Genomic DNA, 15,545 nt, shown 5'->3' with positions numbered 1-15,545 from the left:
TTAATCCTTATTAGTTATATGCCTAGCCGCAATTAGTCACAATATGGTCAATTTTCTTCACAACCTTGCTCCATGGAGGTGACGTGAATTCTTGTTCATCTAGTTCAGTTAGAAAATTTTCGAATTCCTTTTCTAACTGGTTTAGAAATTTTGTTGCATGGATTACTTTCGTATCTGCACAAACAAGCGGTAATGAGCAATCTCTGCGAATACGCCAACCTCCCGTGGTTTCTGCTTGGTGCAGAATACCGCAGCGAATGTGTTTATAAAAATCAGCGCCAAGTCCAGTAAAATCAGTTAAATGTTGCGATGTGGAGAAGAACTCTTCAAAGATCACTTTCCCCGGTTTATTAGTTTTCTTCCATCCGCGTTTTAATGAAATTAAAGATTCAATAACTAAACACGAAACTGCCATCATACTGAAGCCGTGCTTGGATTCATTTTTCTTGAATGGTTCAAAATATCTCTCGGAATAACGATGACGTAGAACCGTGATAATTTGAGCCTTATCTTGGCTATCTTTCAATTCTTGCCAATCCTCTGATGAAAAGGATGACGATAACTCAACTGACATAAAATCCTCATTACTACAATGGCATATAACAGCTCTTAGACAGAAAAATTCTGCATTTAAATATAGAATTTTTCTATCTAGTATCTTGATGAAGTTAACCATACCCCGTTTTTATGAAAACTAACAGCAACTTAAGCACTACAAGCATCTGCCTGAATCCCAAAATACAGATTTTTTCTATATAGCATGAATTGATGTGCCAAACTGCAATTCATGTACATATAACCAGTTAAAATTAAAATGCAAAAATCACCATTTCTAGCCTATATACAAGAGTATATGTTGGGGAGACACTATGCTCTTCGTACTACACAGGCGTACATCTATTGGATTCACCAGTACATTCTTTATCATAATAAAAAGCATCCCAGAAGTTTGACTTCAAGGCATGTAGAAGACTTCCTGACGCACTTAGTTGTTGATAGGAAGTCAGCACAGAAAACGCAGAGCCTAGCCCTCAATGCGATAGTCTTTTTATACAAAGAAATCGTTCAGGAACCCATTGAACTTGATATGCAGTTTCGCCGTTCAGACAAATCCCGAAAGTTGCCAACGGTTATGACTCCAGAAGAAATTGGCAGGTTCTTTAACCACTGCTCACCTAACTTCAAATTACCTTACCAATTAATGTATGGGTCAGGCCTACGGTTGATGGAGTGTCTACGCTTACGAATGCAAGACATCGACTATGACTACAAATCAGTGCGAGTGTGGCAAGGAAAAGGAGGAAAGAACCGTATAGTGACAATAGCCCCCGAGCTTTTCCCTGCAATCCAGTTGCAACAACAGAAATCCGCAGAATACTATCAGCAAGATATACATGATAAAGCTTTTTCTGGCGTATACCTGCCCGACTCTCTAGCTAAAAAATACCCGAGTGCAGAAAGAAGCTTAAATTGGCAATTTCTTTTTCCTTCTGCTCGTCTGGCACCCGATTTACGAACAGGTGAATTACGTAGGCATCATATTCATCCAACAGCACTACAAAAACACATTAAGGTAGCTAGCAAAAAAGCCGATATTGAGAAAAACATTTCCTGCCACACTTTAAGGCATTCATTTGCGACGCACCTTCTTCAAAGCGGTGCTGATATTAGAACAGTTCAAGAACAGCTTGGACATACCGATCTAAAAACAACGCAAATATATACTCACATCATAGATAGAGGAGCCAACGGCGTAATTAGTCCACTATCAAAAATATTCGTTAAGTAATTGTCGGGGAATCTCCGGTTCCGAGGTTTCGTAAACTTAGCGGTTAACCACTCACTTACATACCTTTACTTACCAAACCATGAAACTTGCTAAATTAGATGCTGACTTTTACTTATCGCTCTAGCCGTAACTTCAGTATTGTTACGCGCCATCAATGATATACATAAGGAAATGAAAATGAAGCGAATTGAGCAACTACCAATGCCACCCACTTCTGGTGTTTTAGGACATGTGAGCTATTTAAAAAAGTCCAATGTTCATCAGCAAATGTTGTGTTGGATTAAAGAGTACGGTGCTCATTTTCGTTTAAAACTAGGCATGAAAGATGTACTTGTATTGTCTGATGCAGCTCAAATCAAGTCCGTGCTAAAGTCTCGACCTGAGGAGTTTCGCCGCCTAAAGAATATCGAGAGTGTCTTTGATGAAGTCGGTCTTAATGGCGTATTCTCTGCTGAAGAGGAACGTTGGAAGCATCAACGAAAATTAACAGAACCTATGTTTCAGCCGGGTCATCTGAAAAATTTTCACCCTCAGCTAAGTGTGATTACGGAGCGTTTGGGAAAGCACCTTGAAATGCTAGCGGAATCAGGAGAAGTGGTCGAACTCGTAGCAGAGTTTAAAAAATACACGGTTGATGTAACATCTCTGCTAGCGTTCGGGGAAGACTTTAACTCTATAGAACAAACAACTGTGCCACTAAGTAAAAGCTTACAAAACGTATTTCCGGTAATAAATCAACGCTGTAGTTCTCCAATTCCATTGTGGCGTTTTTTCAAAAAGAAAAAAGACAAGCTGTTTGATACCAGTTTGGAAGACATAGGGCATTTCGTTTATGGGTGTATTGAAAAACAACGCGCTCGTCTGGTTCACGAACCAGCCCTTAAAGACTCACCAGAGAACATGCTGCAAATCATGTTATTGGAACAAGAACAAGATTCCTCATTAACTGACCAAGATATTGTTGCAAATGCTATTACCCTTCTATTAGCAGGTGAAGATACCACAGCGAATACACTGGCATGGATGGCATTCTTAGTCAGCGGCAATCGCAGTAGTGAGTTGGCCTTACAAGATGAACTTGACGCCCTAGGGAAGAGAAAAGTCTTAAAATGGCCGCTTCCTCGAACACCTTATATGACAGCGGTGATGTATGAAGCGATGCGATTAAAACCGGTAGCGCCACAACTTTATTTGGAACCCACACGAGACACTCAGATTGGTGACATCGAAGTAAAAAAAGGCACGCCTGTTTTTGTGATGCTACATGCGAATGGTTTTGATGCTGATTTATTTGAAGACCCAACCACGTTTAACCCGAATCGTTGGATAGAAAAAGATGGCGCTTCCTTCTCTAACCTTCAGCCGTTTGGTGGAGGAGCAAGGCTATGCCCTGGACGCTCATTGGCCATGATGGAAATTAAACTCGCCTTTCATACATTGTTTAAAGCATTCAGCATCGAGCCACAACAAGCCCCTGAAGCTGTGGTTGAACAGTTTGCGTTCACGATGTCTCCTGTTGGGTTTAATGTAAAAATAACCAAGCGAAGTTAGCTTACAAATAGACCTATCGAGAGCCAATGATAAAGCCGAACTATCGGCTTTTTCGTCTATTTCAACTCATCCAACACTTCATAGCATTCAGTGTCTATTTTCAGATAAGTACCTTGATCTAAAGCTATCGTATGAAATTCTGGGTCACCCACATCATTAACCAAATTGACTTCAAGCCAAACTTTGCCAAATTCATCGATATACCAAACTCGCCACAAAAGATTAGACTGTACAAGCAGCTGATAAAGCTTGTAGGTCATATACAAGTCTGAACCCGCTTTCTGTGATGCTTCAATGAGATCATCAGGAATACTCACGACTTGAACTAAATAATTCACTTCAATCATAAAGCCTCAAATTATTAAATCACTAAAAACCAAGTTACAACAAAACCCAGTGAGAGACATGCTTTCCACCGCCTATCTCTAACACTCTATAGATACTCTTTAATGGCAGAGATGCCATGCCAAGTGCGTCTACTCGTATATTTTCCCATTATGCTTTAGCCAGCCATGAGCATGGTGATTCCGAGGATCTTTGTGGGTCCAGTGCATCACGCCACCTTTCTTGTTCCATTCATACTCCCCATAAAATTCAACTCTATCGCCCTTTCTCAATCCCTGAATACGAGGAGCTAAATCAATATTATGTGCCACCAGCAAAGTTTGTCCGCTGTCGAGCCTTAAGATAAACTTCTGATGTCGAGAGCCTTTATTATCGTCTGGAAGCAATCGTGAAACTAGACCCGAGCCACGTACTTGAACATCACTTTGGTGATTTTGGTAAGCTTGCTTAAGTCGCGCATCATTGGCCTGAACATGGCTGACACCAAAGCAGAGCAATACCAAAAATAGAGTAATAAACTTTTTCATTCCTTTTATTCCTTTCTTTTCCATACAGAGATACCCATTGAGGCTACAAATCTACGTAAGTATCAATTTAACGATGCTTATACTGAGTTGGGCAATAACCTCTAGATACATCTGACCTACGAAGTTTTACGTGCTTGGTAGAGCGCCCAGAAACGCGAGTACGCCACAACTTGAAACTGCCAAGCTTCAAACGACTGCGCATCAAGAGAATCACCTCTGATTCATTTAAACCAAATTGCAGTTCTATTGCTTCAAACGGCGTTCTGTCTTCCCACGCCATTTCAATAATTCTTGATTCAGTCTCTTTAGATAACATCATTACCTGCTCATCTTCAATTAAATGAACAGAATTACGTTCCTTCTTGCTCATTAGATCAAAGACTTATCGCTTAAATTGAAAAAACCCAACATCCAAAAAGCAACGGCAGAATTACTAATCCATCAAGTCATCATGTCAGTTTATGGCTAAAGATTAAAACAGGATGCCGAAGATGCGACATCGCAATAACCTGAACCAATACAAAGTAATTTCGAAAAAACGTAAAACCACAAACCACACTAGTTCGATTTGTAACCACTTATTACATTGAATTTTTAGATAAATTTCTATCCCAATATTATACTGAACGGTGGTCACATTACACCATACTTATCATAGGTAATACGACCATCTACCCTATTATTCATCACATTTTGGAATGCCAAAATCATTCAATTGAACTCATCAACACAGCTTATTGATTAAGCAATTGAACTCATAACGTAGACCCTGTACGCTTACACTATGCACACGGTTACTTAATGGAGATCACAATGAACGAACTACTGACAAGCGCCATGGAACAGAAACAACGAACAACAGTGACCAGTTTATTCGCAAGGAATGGATTTAAGATCGCAGCCACTGATTTTGATGATGTGACTTTCGAACGTGAAAGCGTATTGGTCAATGTTCGATTCGATGCATCGTCCAACGTCGAATCGATTTCGGTTCTTAACGACTAACGAGAGACTCGATGCAAGCAGGTCGCTAGAATGATTGAATGAACAACATTCGGCTCATTTTAGCGCATCTTGCTAGCTGTCCTTTGCTACTTCATCACCATCCTCTCTTCCAAAAGCCACCGAGTGACAATTAGGCCAATAACTCGCAATTCCATGAGCTTGGCTTATATTTATTAATACCCTTTGAACAAAAATTCGAAATGATGCCTATGTTCCTAACTCGGTTAATTTATGTCAGTACACTTTCCGAATGTTGTGATTCCAAAGCACTGGATGAAATACTCACTATCTCACGAGACCACAACCGGCAGAGCCATCTAACAGGGCTTCTCAGTCATAACCAAAAGTACTTTCTTCAATGCATTGAAGGCTCTAGGGAGGCGGTAAACCATACCTACAATCACATCCTAAACGATAAGCGACACGAGAGAGTGACCATACTGTATTTTAAAGAAGTTGATTGTCGAGAGTTTGGAGATTGGTCGATGGGAGACATTCCGCAATCTAATTTGACTGAACTGTTGAACTTACAGTTTTCGACTTCAGAGCAATTTAACCCATACGAAATGTCTGGCGAAAGTGCTTATAAAATGCTTTTAGAGTTAAAGCAAAATTTGCCGTCTAAGTGACCTACTTTCAAACGGCAAACCTTAAAAAACGATGACGTCGATTCAGGGGCAAGTAATCCTCTTTCAAGCCCGAGTTCATACTCGGGCTATTTGTTCAAAAGTCCCAGTCATCGTCTTCAGTAGCGACAGCTTTACCTATGACATAAGAAGATCCTGAACCAGAAAAGAAGTCATGATTTTCGTCAGCATTGGGCGATAGGGCGGCCATGATAGCTGGGTTAACCTGACAGAGTTCATCAGGGAACAGTGCTTCAAACCCCAAATTCATCAACGCTTTGTTAGCGTTATAATGTAGGAAGTGCTTAACATCTTCAGTTAAGCCAACAGGATCATAAAGCGATTCGGTATATTGTGTTTCGATTTCATAAAGAGAGAACATTAATGAATAAGCTTCATCCTTAACTCTCGCCTGTTCTTCCTCATTAAGAGATTGGTAAGCAAGTTGGAATTTATATCCAATGTAGTAACCATGAATCGCCTCATCACGAATAATCAGACGGATCAAATCCGCTGTATTGGTCAGTTTTGCCCGACTCGACCAATGCATGGGTAGATAAAACCCAGAATAGAATAAGAAACTCTCTAGAAAAACACTGGCCACTTTTTTCTTTAGCGGGTCGCCTTCAGCCAAATAATCGTCGAGGATAATCTGTGCTTTTTTCTGTAACAGAGGGTTCTCTTCAGCCCAGCGAAACGCTTCATCAATTTGCGGCGTAGTACACAAAGTTGAGAATACAGAAGAGTAGCTACGAGCATGAACTGCCTCCATAAACGCGATGTTGGTTAATACCGCTTCTTCATGAGGCGTTCTCGCATCTTCCATCAAGGCTGGCGCACCCACCGTATTCTGAATCGTGTCGAGTAACGTTAAACCGGTAAAAACTCTAATCGTTAGCGTTTGCTCTTCTTCAGTTAGTTGCTTCCATGTTTGAATATCATTGGATAAAGGTACCTTTTCAGGCAGCCAAAAATTAACCGTCAGGCGATTCCAAATCTCTAGATCTTTACCATCAATCATACGATTCCAGTTAATCGCTTGAACGGGGCCGGATTCCATCTTTTTCATTGCGTTTATCCCTTTATTACAGTGAGCACGACACGCACCCTTCAACTTGAGTACCTTCTAATGCTTTCTGTCGCATTCGGATGTAGTAAAGCGTTTTAATTTTCTTTTTCCATGCGTAGATCTGAGCTTTGTTGATATCTCTCGTCGTTACCTCATCGTCAAAAAACAAAGTTAATGAAAGGCCTTGATCAACATGTTCGGTGGCCGCTGCATAGACATCGATTATTGCCTTAGGGCCTATGGAAAAGGCATCACGGAAGTACTCTAAATTGGAGTTATTCAAATACGGCGCAGGGAAGTAAACTCGCCCAATTTTACCCTCTTTTCTTATCTCCACTTTAGCGGTAACGGGATGAATAGAAGCGGTAGAGTCGTTGATATAGCTAATTGAGCCTGTAGGAGGAATGGCCTGTAAGTATCGGTTGTATAGCCCTGAGCTCATGACAAGTTGTTTCAATTCGCTCCACTCAGATACGGTGGGTATTCGTATATCTAAACGGCTAAACAAATCTTTAACCACATCCAATTTTGGCGAGAAATCCTGCTGCAAATATTTGTCGAAGAAAGACCCATCACTGTAACTAGAATCTTCGAACCCTTTGAACGTACTCTTTTTCTCTTGTGCCAACTTATTGGAAGCCACGAGACAGTGATATAAAACACAGGCAAAATAACTGCTGGTGAAATCAATGGCCTCTGATGAATCATAGTGAATGCGTTCTCGAGCCAAAAAACCATGCAAGTTCATCTGACCTAAACCAATAGCATGACTTTCATCGTTGCCCTTTCTTATCGAAGGCACACTGTTGATTGCGCTCATCTCTGACACTGCATTTAATGCTCGAATTGCGGTGTCAACGGTTTGAGATAGTCGACCTCCATCCAAGGCTTTGGCAATGTTGATCGAGCCTAAATTGCACGAAATATCTCGCCCGACATGACTATAGTTCAAGTCATCATCATAATTTGACGCCTCGTTGACCTGCAATATTTCAGAACACAAGTTAGACATATTTACACGCCCCTGAATGGGGTTAGCCTGATTAACCGTATCTTCGAACATAATGTATGGATAGCCCGACTCAAATTGGATCTCGGCAAGCGTTTGGAAAAGCCCTCTTGCACTCATTTTCCCTTTGCGGATCCTCGGGTCATCCACCATTTCATGGTACTTCTCCGTCACGCAAATTTCAGAGAAAGGTACGCCATACACTCGCTCAACATCATGAGGAGAAAACAAGTACATATCTTTGTTTTGCTTGGCTAATTCCAGAGTAATATCGGGAATGACAACACCAAGGCTCAAGGTCTTAATTCTGATTTTTTCATCGGCATTTTCTCTTTTCGTATCAAGAAATTGCATGATGTCTGGATGGTGAACATTAAGATAGACAGCACCCGCGCCTTGCCTAGACCCCAATTGGTTTGCATACGAGAAACTGTCTTCAAGCAATTTCATCACAGGGACGACACCTGAACTTTGATTTAAGATCCCCTTAATGGGCGCACCTTGCTCTCTTAAATTCGTCAGAAGTAAAGCAACACCACCGCCACGACGTGAGAGTTGCAACGATGAGTTAATCGCACGACCGATGCTCTCCATATTGTCTTCAATTCTCAACAAAAAGCAGGAGATCAATTCACCACGGCTCTTTTTGCCGGAGTTAATAAAAGTGGGCGTAGCCGGTTGAAAGCGCTGATGAATGATTTCTTCCATTAGTGCCAGTGCAAATTCACAGTCACCACGAGCCAGTAACAGTGCAGTCATAACCACTCGGTCTTCGAACCTTTCTAAATATCGCTTACCATCACGAGTTTTCAATGCATAGGAAGTAAAAAACTTATAAGCACCTAAGAACGTTCGGAATCGAAATTTGGCTTGATAGGCGTTTGCCCAGATTTGATGAAGAAAACTGCGATCATATTGCTCAATAACTTGAGCCTCGTAATATCCCTCTCTAAGCAAATAGTCGATCTTCTCGTCTAAATTATGAAAGAAAACGGTATTTTGATTAACGTGTTGTAAGAAAAACTGTCGAGCCGCTTGCTTGTCTGCCTCAAACTGAATCGTCCCTTGTTCATCAAGTAGATTCAACATTGCGTTTAAAGCATGGTAGTCAAGGGACTCGTTCTCAAAGTGGTTATCCATGATGTTTCCAAAATTGTTCTAACCCATTTGTCACGATATCAATATCGCTCTGGGTTCCAGATAGTTCGAAACGATACAACAGCGGCACATTGCATTTTTCAGCGACAATGGCACCTCCGCGAGCAAAAAGAGCTCCAAAGTTTCGATTTCCCGATGCAATCACACCTTTAATCAATGCTCGATTATTCGGGTTATTCAAAAGACTTATAACGGAGTTAGGCACAGCTCCTCGCCCCTCACCATCAGCATAAGTCGGGCATATGAGTACGAATGGTTGCTCAATCTCTAGCGTCCTTTCATTGGCCTCAGTAGGAAGCCTGATCGCAGGTAATCCTAGCTGTTCAACAAACCGCTTCGTATTCCCTGAGGCGCTAGAATAGTAAACAATCATTAACCTAACGCGCTGATCATGTCAGGTCTAAAACCGGACCAATGGCGGTCATTGGCGACAACCACGGGAGCTTGTCGATAACCCATTGATTGAACTCTTTCCATTGCGATTTCGTCGCACGTTAAATCAACAACTGTATGCTCAATACCTTTGCTCTGTAACGCCTTAACCGTTGCTGTGCATTGCACACACTGTGGCTTGGAATAAACGATGACATCCATATTATACAACCTCAATTAAATCTTAATGATAATCATTATCAATAAATAATGGCACATATAGTATTTGGGATTTATGTTTTGTCAACATATTGATCCCCGACCTAAAGACCATAGACAATACATGGTTGATATGCAAATGATAATCAATATCATCTATTGTCACCAGTCAAATATGGAGCAGTAAGGTGAGTATTTCGAGTTCCGGTTCTAATGACATATCCATACATGATATGGAGTGGCAAGGCGTTACGTTAAGTGAAAGTGCCGCAAACAGAATTTCCCAGTTATCACATGGGCAAAAGCACTTCCACCTCACGGTTAAGTCCTCTGGCTGTACGGGGTTTGCATATGAAGTGGCGCTGATCGATTCGCCATCCGATGACGACATCAAGTACGAATCACATGACGTCATTTTCTATATTGCACTCAAAGCCCTACCTATGATCGATGGCACAGAGATCGACTTTGTGCGTCAGGGTTTAAACAGTAATTTTGTATACAATAATCCCAAAGTGAAGAACCTTTGTGGATGTGGCGAGAGTTTTGGAGTTTAACCATGTGCGCATTAGAAACGCAGTCTGAAGCTAAAACGCTACTTGACGTTGAAACGCAAACAAAAATTGAAATGCGACCAGACGCTGAAACGCGACCTGAAATTGACACGCAGCCTGAAGTTACAGAGTTACTGCAGAGCAGTCACTATCGTGAAGGTTTCTACACTGAGTTATCTTCAGATACTTTGTCGAAGGGAATCAACGAACAAGTCGTTCGAGCAATCTCCGCAAAACGTAACGAACCCGAATGGATGTTGGAGTTTCGTCTCAAAGCATTCCGTAAATGGCGAACAATAGAGGAACCGCATTGGCTAAAAGCCGATTATCCAGACCTAAATTACCAAGATTACAGTTACTACTCCGCGCCAAGTTGCTCTAGTTGCGACAAAGATAGTTGTGGCAAAGATAGTGATGATGGCTCGAATGAATTTTTAACCGAAGAAGTCGAGACAGCCTTTGAAACACTGGGGATTCCAGTTAGAGAAGGTTCAGAAATTGCTGTCGATGCAATCTTCGATTCAGTTTCCGTCACCACTACCTATCAAAACGAACTGAAAGAACTCGGGATCATCTTCTGTTCATTCAGCGAAGCTATCCAAGAATACCCTGAACTCGTGCAGCAATACCTAGGCAGCGTTGTTCCACCAGAAGATAACTTCTTTGCGGCTTTGAATGCCTCTGTTGCCTCTGACGGCACTTTTGTTTACATCCCGAAAGGTGTGAGATGCCCAAGAGAACTCTCTACCTACTTTCGAATAAACCAAGCAAAAACAGGCCAGTTTGAAAGAACAATTTTAGTGGCTGATGAGGACTCATACGTCAGCTACATTGAAGGTTGCTCTGCCCCGATGCGAGATACCTATCAGCTTCACGCCGCCGTCGTAGAAGTCGTCATTCACAAGCGTGCTGAAGTTAAATATTCCACAGTGCAAAACTGGTTCTCAGGAGCAGAGGATTCACAAGGCGGCATACTCAACTTTGTAACCAAACGTGCGGTTTGCGAAGGCGAGTACAGCAAAATGTCTTGGACTCAATCAGAAACAGGTTCTGCGATAACGTGGAAGTACCCAAGCGTAATTCTCAAAGGAGACTACTCTGTTGGTGAGTTTTTCTCCGTCGCTTTAACGAATGGCGTTCAACAAGCCGATACCGGCACTAAGATGGTTCATATAGGAAAACACTCTCGCTCTACCATCATTTCAAAAGGGATTTCAGCAGGAAAAAGCCAGAACAGTTACCGAGGGCTGGTTAAGGTCACCCCTAACGCAGAAGGTGCGAGAAACTTCACTCAGTGCGATTCAATGTTAATCGGCGCTGAATGTGGGGCTCACACTTTTCCTTATATCGAAGTCAAAAACCCGTCTGCGCACGTTGAACACGAAGCGACGACCTCTCGAATTGGCCAAGATCAACTGTTTTACTGCACCCAAAGAGGGATCAGTGAAGACAACGCGATATCCATGATCGTCAATGGTTTTTGTAAAGACGTATTTTCAGAATTACCACTCGAATTCGCTGTTGAAGCGCAGAAACTTCTATCAATCAGCCTCGAGCATAGTGTGGGATAAAATGTTAGAAATTAAAAACTTACATGTTAGCGTTGAAGAAAATACTATCCTAAAAGGTATTAACCTAACCGTTAAACCTGGTGAAGTTCACGCAATTATGGGACCGAATGGGTCAGGAAAAAGTACCCTATCCGCCACACTGGCAGGCAAGGATGATTACGAGGTCGTCAGTGGTGAGATTGTTTTCAAAGGTCAAGATCTTACAGAGCTAGATCCAGAAGAAAGAGCCGGTGAAGGGGTATTTTTAGCCTTTCAGTACCCTGTCGAAATTCCAGGTGTCAGTAACAAACTCTTTCTAAATACAGCTCTCAACGAGGTTCGTGAATATCGAGGCTTAGAACCGATCGATCGTTTTGACTTTGAAGATCTATTGGAAGAAAAAGCGCAATTGTTGAAGATGCCGGAAAATTTACTCCAACGCTCTGTCAATGAGGGATTCTCTGGTGGAGAGAAAAAGCGCAATGACATTCTACAAATGGCGGTGCTCTCACCTGATCTTTGTATACTAGACGAGACCGACTCCGGTCTAGATATTGATGCTCTTAAAGCCGTCTCTGAAGGTGTAAACGCGCTACAGAATGAAAAACGAGCTTTCATTTTAGTCACGCACTATCAACGTATCCTCAATTACATCAAACCAGATTTCGTGCACGTGTTGTACCAAGGGAAAATTGTAAAATCTGGTGACCATACGTTAGCTCAAGAATTAGAAGAGAAAGGCTATGGGTGGATCATTGATGAACAATAAACATTCATTGCTTGATTCATTTGAAACCCTTGTTCGACCGCATGAGTGGCAAAAAAAACAATGGTCTAAATTGCTTGGACTCGAGCTACCGTCCCCTCAACATGAGGACTGGAAATACACGTCTCTTGACCGATTAAACGAACTAGAGCTAAGCAGCGCACCACAGCAGTCGACAGCTAACACGCCATACAACAAATTCAGTTTAGACATTGATGCTTATCGATTAGTCTTCGTCGACGGCTTCTTTTTAACTCGATACTCCGACTGGATTCCAAAAGTTCGAGTGACTCCCATCTGCGCGCTCTCTCCAATTGAAATCGATGAGCTATCTCATTCAATAAAGCCAGACGCTTTTACCTATATTACTGATGCTACCGCTTCAAGTGGCATATTAATCGAAGTCGAAGCGAATACGCAGGTATCGAAACCGATTTATCTTTTGCATATCAATTCCGAAAAACAAGGTGATGTATCAAGCTACAGAAGCCATATTGAAGTCGCAGATCATGCGGAAGTCACCGTCATCGAACACCATGTTTCACAAGGTAGTGGTAGAGGCGTAACATTATCTCGCTTAACACAACACGTTGGTTGTGGTGCTCACTATCATCACACTAAAATTGTCGAAGAGGCCTTAAGTCAACATCACTTCGGTCACAACGATTTGATAGTTAATGCGCATGCTAGCGCCTACTCTTGTTGCTTGCTCTACTCCGGCCAATTGATACGACATCAAGTAAGTTCAGAACTGACTGGCGAACAAGGTTTTGTCGCTATGGACAGTATTTCCCTACCTCAAGGTAAGGCAGTTTTTGATACTCGCACCTATTTGAAGCACAACTCTCCTCACTGCCAAAGTGAACAAAATCATAAAACCATCGCTCGAAACCAATCTAAGTCTGTTTTCGACGGCATGATCTATGTTGACCCTGCTGCGCAAAAAACAGACGGGCAAATGGACACCCACAGTCTGATTCTAGGCGATGACGCCCAAGTAAACTCTAAACCTCAATTAGAGATTTATGCCGATGATGTCAAATGCAGCCATGGTGCAACAACAGGGCAAATCGACCCAAACCAAATCAACTACTTACGCTCTAGAGGTATCCCAAAAGAACGAGCCGAGCACATGATTACCTCTGCGTTTGTCATTGGCGTTACCGAGAGAATTAAACCCCCCGCCCTAAGACAATCTGCGATAGATAAAATCAATGCGTCACTCAATAAAGGATGTCCAAATGATTGATTCGAGCGAAAATACAAGCCCTTGGTTTAATGACTTCCCAGCTCTAAGAACTCAAGTTTACGACAAGCCTTTGGTCTATTTAGACAGTGCTGCAACGGCCCAAACCCCTCAAGTCGTTATCGACCGCATGACTCAGTTTTATCAACATGATTATGCGAGTGTTCATCGCGGTGTCCATTACCTAAGCTCTAAAGCAACCGAAGAAATGGAACAAGTAAGAGAAAAACTTGCTCAGTTCATTTCAGCTAAATCCCGAGAAAGTATTGTTTTCACCAAAGGGACGACAGAGGCCATCAATCTCGTTGCGAATAGCTATTTACGCCCTAGGTTAAAAGCGGGTGACGAAATCATCGTGACGGAAATGGAGCATCACGCCAACCTTGTTCCCTGGCAGATGCTTTCTGAAATTTATAATGTCGACATTCGTGTTTGGCCAATGGCAAAAAATGGCTATTTGAATCCCAACGACCTTGTTTCGTTAATGAATACAAAGACAAAACTGCTGGCGATTAGCCACGTATCGAATGTTCTAGGTCGCATAAACCCAATTAAAACGATAGTCAAAGCTGCACATAAAGCAAAAGTTCCCGTGTTAGTAGACGGTGCTCAAGCTGTCATGCACGATGAAGTCAATGTGACGGACCTCGATTGTGATTTCTACGCCTTCTCTGGGCACAAACTGTATGGCCCGACAGGCATCGGCGTGCTTTATGCAAAAAAAACACATCTCGACAACATGGTGCCATGGGAAGGCGGCGGAGCCATGATCGATCAAGTGACCCTGCCTTTGGGAACCTCGTTTGGCCAAGCGCCATGGAAGTTCGAAGCAGGTACTCCGAATATTGCCGGCATTTTAGGTTTAGGCGCCGCTCTAGACTACATTGAAGCTATCGGCTTCAAAGAGATCTCTGGCTATGAAAAAAATATAATGAATTATTTGGTGGAGAGCATTAGACAGGTACCAGCAATAGAGCTCTATGGCGACGATGATAACCGCACCGGCGTTTTGGCCTTTAATATGAAAAACCAACACTCTTTTGATGTGGGTTCATTCTTAGATAGATATGGTATTGCGATTCGTACCGGACATCTCTGCGCAATGCCCCTTATAAAACGACTCGGTCAGAACTCGCTGTGTCGCGCATCGATTGGCATGTACACAAGGCCCAAAGACATAGATGCCTTGTGCCAGTCACTAAAACGAATCCACCAACTGTTAAGGTAGCTTATGTCCCCTGAAAAGCTCCAGAAAAACTTCGAGCGATGCGCTGACTGGGAAGAACGTTATATGTATTTGATAGAATTGGGGGACCGATTAGAGCCCTTCCCTGTGACAAAGATGAATAAAACACATCTTATCGCAGGCTGCCAAAGTAATGTATGGCTAGATCTTTCCATCGGTCAACAGAATAAAATGTCGATACAAGCGACCAGCGATTCTTCATTAGTTAAAGGTTTGCTGGCGTTGGTGTTGATCGCCTATAACAACCAACAACCCGCGAGCGTTCTAGAATTCGATATTAAAGACTGGTTCCGCCAGCTAGACCTAAAATCTCAGCTTAGCGCCAGTCGGAGTCAAGGCTTAGAGGCCATAATAAAACATATTCGGTGTCACGCTCGGGCTGTTTAACCTTCAATAAACAATAGCCCAGCATGATTAGATCACGACATTTTGCTTCTTCTAAAAAGCGAACATAAAAAAGCCCCAACCTAAGTTGTAATGCCGTTCGGATAAGCATTATTGCTTGAACCTGAA

General features: G+C 42.2%; 18 protein-coding genes. 10 read left to right on the top strand and 8 right to left on the bottom strand.

What is annotated here, in order from left to right:
- Positions 1-22: 22 nt before the first annotated feature.
- The gene (locus tag AB4589_RS22110; protein WP_017082418.1) at positions 23-574 is read right to left on the bottom strand and encodes a hypothetical protein; all 552 of its coding nucleotides are present in this window, start codon (positions 572-574) and stop codon (positions 23-25) included.
- Between the two features lie 240 nt (positions 575-814).
- On the opposite strand from AB4589_RS22110, the gene AB4589_RS22105 reads away from it, so the two are divergent.
- Entirely contained in the window at positions 815-1,789 is a 975-nt protein-coding gene (locus AB4589_RS22105; protein WP_372101687.1) for an integron integrase, read from the top strand.
- A gap of 177 nt (positions 1,790-1,966) precedes the next feature.
- The gene (locus AB4589_RS22100; protein WP_372101686.1) at positions 1,967-3,340 is read left to right on the top strand and encodes a cytochrome P450; all 1,374 of its coding nucleotides are present in this window, start codon (positions 1,967-1,969) and stop codon (positions 3,338-3,340) included.
- Positions 3,341-3,396: 56 nt separating this feature from the next.
- Here AB4589_RS22100 and AB4589_RS22095 read toward each other — a convergent pair whose 3' ends face one another.
- The 3 genes from AB4589_RS22095 to AB4589_RS22085 all read right to left on the bottom strand — a co-directional run bounded on the left by AB4589_RS22095 (position 3,397) and on the right by AB4589_RS22085 (position 4,531).
- Positions 3,397-3,687 carry a hypothetical protein gene (locus AB4589_RS22095; protein ID WP_009847116.1) on the bottom strand — a complete coding sequence of 97 codons (291 nt, stop codon included), beginning with the start codon at positions 3,685-3,687 and terminating at the stop codon, positions 3,397-3,399.
- A gap of 129 nt (positions 3,688-3,816) precedes the next feature.
- Positions 3,817-4,212 carry a DUF3465 domain-containing protein gene (locus AB4589_RS22090; RefSeq protein WP_029222999.1) on the bottom strand — a complete coding sequence of 132 codons (396 nt, stop codon included), beginning with the start codon at positions 4,210-4,212 and terminating at the stop codon, positions 3,817-3,819.
- A 67-nt stretch (positions 4,213-4,279) separates the two neighbouring features.
- Entirely contained in the window at positions 4,280-4,531 is a 252-nt protein-coding gene (locus AB4589_RS22085) for a TIGR03643 family protein (RefSeq protein ID WP_102250209.1), read from the bottom strand.
- 494 nt (positions 4,532-5,025) lie between these two features.
- Between AB4589_RS22085 and AB4589_RS22080 the strand changes: the two genes are divergently transcribed.
- Positions 5,026-5,217, top strand: coding sequence for a hypothetical protein (locus AB4589_RS22080; protein WP_009847119.1), 192 nt, complete (start codon positions 5,026-5,028; stop codon positions 5,215-5,217).
- Positions 5,218-5,426: 209 nt separating this feature from the next.
- On the top strand, positions 5,427-5,846 hold the full coding sequence (locus AB4589_RS22075) for a BLUF domain-containing protein (RefSeq protein WP_371709185.1): 420 nt from the start codon (positions 5,427-5,429) through the stop codon (positions 5,844-5,846).
- Positions 5,847-5,940: 94 nt separating this feature from the next.
- On the opposite strand, the gene nrdF is transcribed toward AB4589_RS22075, so the two are convergent.
- Genes nrdF through nrdH form a run of 4 tightly spaced genes read right to left on the bottom strand, consistent with a single transcriptional unit; the run spans position 5,941 to position 9,673 of the window.
- The gene (gene nrdF / locus AB4589_RS22070) at positions 5,941-6,912 is read right to left on the bottom strand and encodes a class 1b ribonucleoside-diphosphate reductase subunit beta (RefSeq protein WP_371702680.1); all 972 of its coding nucleotides are present in this window, start codon (positions 6,910-6,912) and stop codon (positions 5,941-5,943) included.
- 16 nt (positions 6,913-6,928) lie between these two features.
- A complete protein-coding gene (gene nrdE / locus AB4589_RS22065; RefSeq protein ID WP_372101685.1) occupies positions 6,929-9,061 on the bottom strand; it encodes a class 1b ribonucleoside-diphosphate reductase subunit alpha in 2,133 nt (710 codons plus the stop codon).
- A complete protein-coding gene (nrdI, locus tag AB4589_RS22060) occupies positions 9,054-9,452 on the bottom strand; it encodes a class Ib ribonucleoside-diphosphate reductase assembly flavoprotein NrdI (protein WP_009847123.1) in 399 nt (132 codons plus the stop codon). Before nrdI ends, nrdE begins: the two co-directional genes overlap by 8 nt.
- Entirely contained in the window at positions 9,452-9,673 is a 222-nt protein-coding gene (gene nrdH, locus AB4589_RS22055; protein ID WP_009847124.1) for a glutaredoxin-like protein NrdH, read from the bottom strand. The genes nrdI and nrdH overlap by 1 nt, the downstream gene beginning before the upstream one ends.
- A gap of 185 nt (positions 9,674-9,858) precedes the next feature.
- Here nrdH and AB4589_RS22050 point away from each other — a divergent pair, with 185 nt between their 5' ends.
- The 6 genes from AB4589_RS22050 to AB4589_RS22025 all read left to right on the top strand — a co-directional run bounded on the left by AB4589_RS22050 (position 9,859) and on the right by AB4589_RS22025 (position 15,419).
- Positions 9,859-10,227, top strand: coding sequence for an iron-sulfur cluster assembly accessory protein (locus AB4589_RS22050; protein ID WP_009847125.1), 369 nt, complete (start codon positions 9,859-9,861; stop codon positions 10,225-10,227).
- Between the two features lie 71 nt (positions 10,228-10,298).
- The gene (sufB, locus tag AB4589_RS22045) at positions 10,299-11,795 is read left to right on the top strand and encodes a Fe-S cluster assembly protein SufB (protein ID WP_372101688.1); all 1,497 of its coding nucleotides are present in this window, start codon (positions 10,299-10,301) and stop codon (positions 11,793-11,795) included.
- 1 nt (position 11,796) lies between these two features.
- Positions 11,797-12,543, top strand: a complete 747-nt coding sequence (gene sufC / locus AB4589_RS22040) for a Fe-S cluster assembly ATPase SufC (RefSeq protein WP_102250204.1) — start codon at positions 11,797-11,799, stop codon at positions 12,541-12,543.
- Positions 12,533-13,789 (top strand): Fe-S cluster assembly protein SufD, encoded by a 1,257-nt coding sequence (sufD, locus tag AB4589_RS22035; RefSeq protein WP_372101684.1) that lies wholly within the window; start codon positions 12,533-12,535, stop codon positions 13,787-13,789. Before sufC ends, sufD begins: the two co-directional genes overlap by 11 nt.
- On the top strand, positions 13,782-15,014 hold the full coding sequence (locus AB4589_RS22030) for a SufS family cysteine desulfurase (RefSeq protein ID WP_371709181.1): 1,233 nt from the start codon (positions 13,782-13,784) through the stop codon (positions 15,012-15,014). The genes sufD and AB4589_RS22030 overlap by 8 nt, the downstream gene beginning before the upstream one ends.
- A 3-nt stretch (positions 15,015-15,017) precedes the next feature.
- Positions 15,018-15,419 carry a SufE family protein gene (locus tag AB4589_RS22025; RefSeq protein ID WP_017101413.1) on the top strand — a complete coding sequence of 134 codons (402 nt, stop codon included), beginning with the start codon at positions 15,018-15,020 and terminating at the stop codon, positions 15,417-15,419.
- Positions 15,420-15,545 lie beyond the last annotated feature (126 nt).

The sequence above is a fragment of the Vibrio sp. 10N.222.49.A3 genome (assembly GCF_041475145.1).
Taxonomy (GTDB): domain Bacteria; phylum Pseudomonadota; class Gammaproteobacteria; order Enterobacterales; family Vibrionaceae; genus Vibrio; species Vibrio tasmaniensis_A.
The sequence above is the reverse complement of the archived record's forward strand: the minus strand, read 5'-3'. Positions and strand labels throughout refer to the sequence as shown.

Coding starts and splice junctions, on each gene's coding strand:
- sufD (WP_372101684.1), top strand. CDS start 12,533: ATGAACAATAAACATTCATTGCTTGATTCATTTGAAACCCTTGTTCGA.
- nrdI (WP_009847123.1), bottom strand. CDS start 9,452: ATGATTGTTTACTATTCTAGCGCCTCAGGGAATACGAAGCGGTTTGTT.
- AB4589_RS22085 (WP_102250209.1), bottom strand. CDS start 4,531: ATGATGTTATCTAAAGAGACTGAATCAAGAATTATTGAAATGGCGTGG.
- AB4589_RS22105 (WP_372101687.1), top strand. CDS start 815: ATGCAAAAATCACCATTTCTAGCCTATATACAAGAGTATATGTTGGGG.
- nrdF (WP_371702680.1), bottom strand. CDS start 6,912: ATGAAAAAGATGGAATCCGGCCCCGTTCAAGCGATTAACTGGAATCGT.
- nrdH (WP_009847124.1), bottom strand. CDS start 9,673: ATGGATGTCATCGTTTATTCCAAGCCACAGTGTGTGCAATGCACAGCA.
- AB4589_RS22025 (WP_017101413.1), top strand. CDS start 15,018: ATGTCCCCTGAAAAGCTCCAGAAAAACTTCGAGCGATGCGCTGACTGG.
- AB4589_RS22100 (WP_372101686.1), top strand. CDS start 1,967: ATGAAGCGAATTGAGCAACTACCAATGCCACCCACTTCTGGTGTTTTA.
- AB4589_RS22030 (WP_371709181.1), top strand. CDS start 13,782: ATGATTGATTCGAGCGAAAATACAAGCCCTTGGTTTAATGACTTCCCA.
- sufC (WP_102250204.1), top strand. CDS start 11,797: ATGTTAGAAATTAAAAACTTACATGTTAGCGTTGAAGAAAATACTATC.
- AB4589_RS22110 (WP_017082418.1), bottom strand. CDS start 574: ATGTCAGTTGAGTTATCGTCATCCTTTTCATCAGAGGATTGGCAAGAA.
- AB4589_RS22095 (WP_009847116.1), bottom strand. CDS start 3,687: ATGATTGAAGTGAATTATTTAGTTCAAGTCGTGAGTATTCCTGATGAT.
- AB4589_RS22080 (WP_009847119.1), top strand. CDS start 5,026: ATGAACGAACTACTGACAAGCGCCATGGAACAGAAACAACGAACAACA.
- AB4589_RS22075 (WP_371709185.1), top strand. CDS start 5,427: ATGTTCCTAACTCGGTTAATTTATGTCAGTACACTTTCCGAATGTTGT.
- sufB (WP_372101688.1), top strand. CDS start 10,299: ATGCGACCAGACGCTGAAACGCGACCTGAAATTGACACGCAGCCTGAA.
- nrdE (WP_372101685.1), bottom strand. CDS start 9,061: ATGGATAACCACTTTGAGAACGAGTCCCTTGACTACCATGCTTTAAAC.
- AB4589_RS22090 (WP_029222999.1), bottom strand. CDS start 4,212: ATGAAAAAGTTTATTACTCTATTTTTGGTATTGCTCTGCTTTGGTGTC.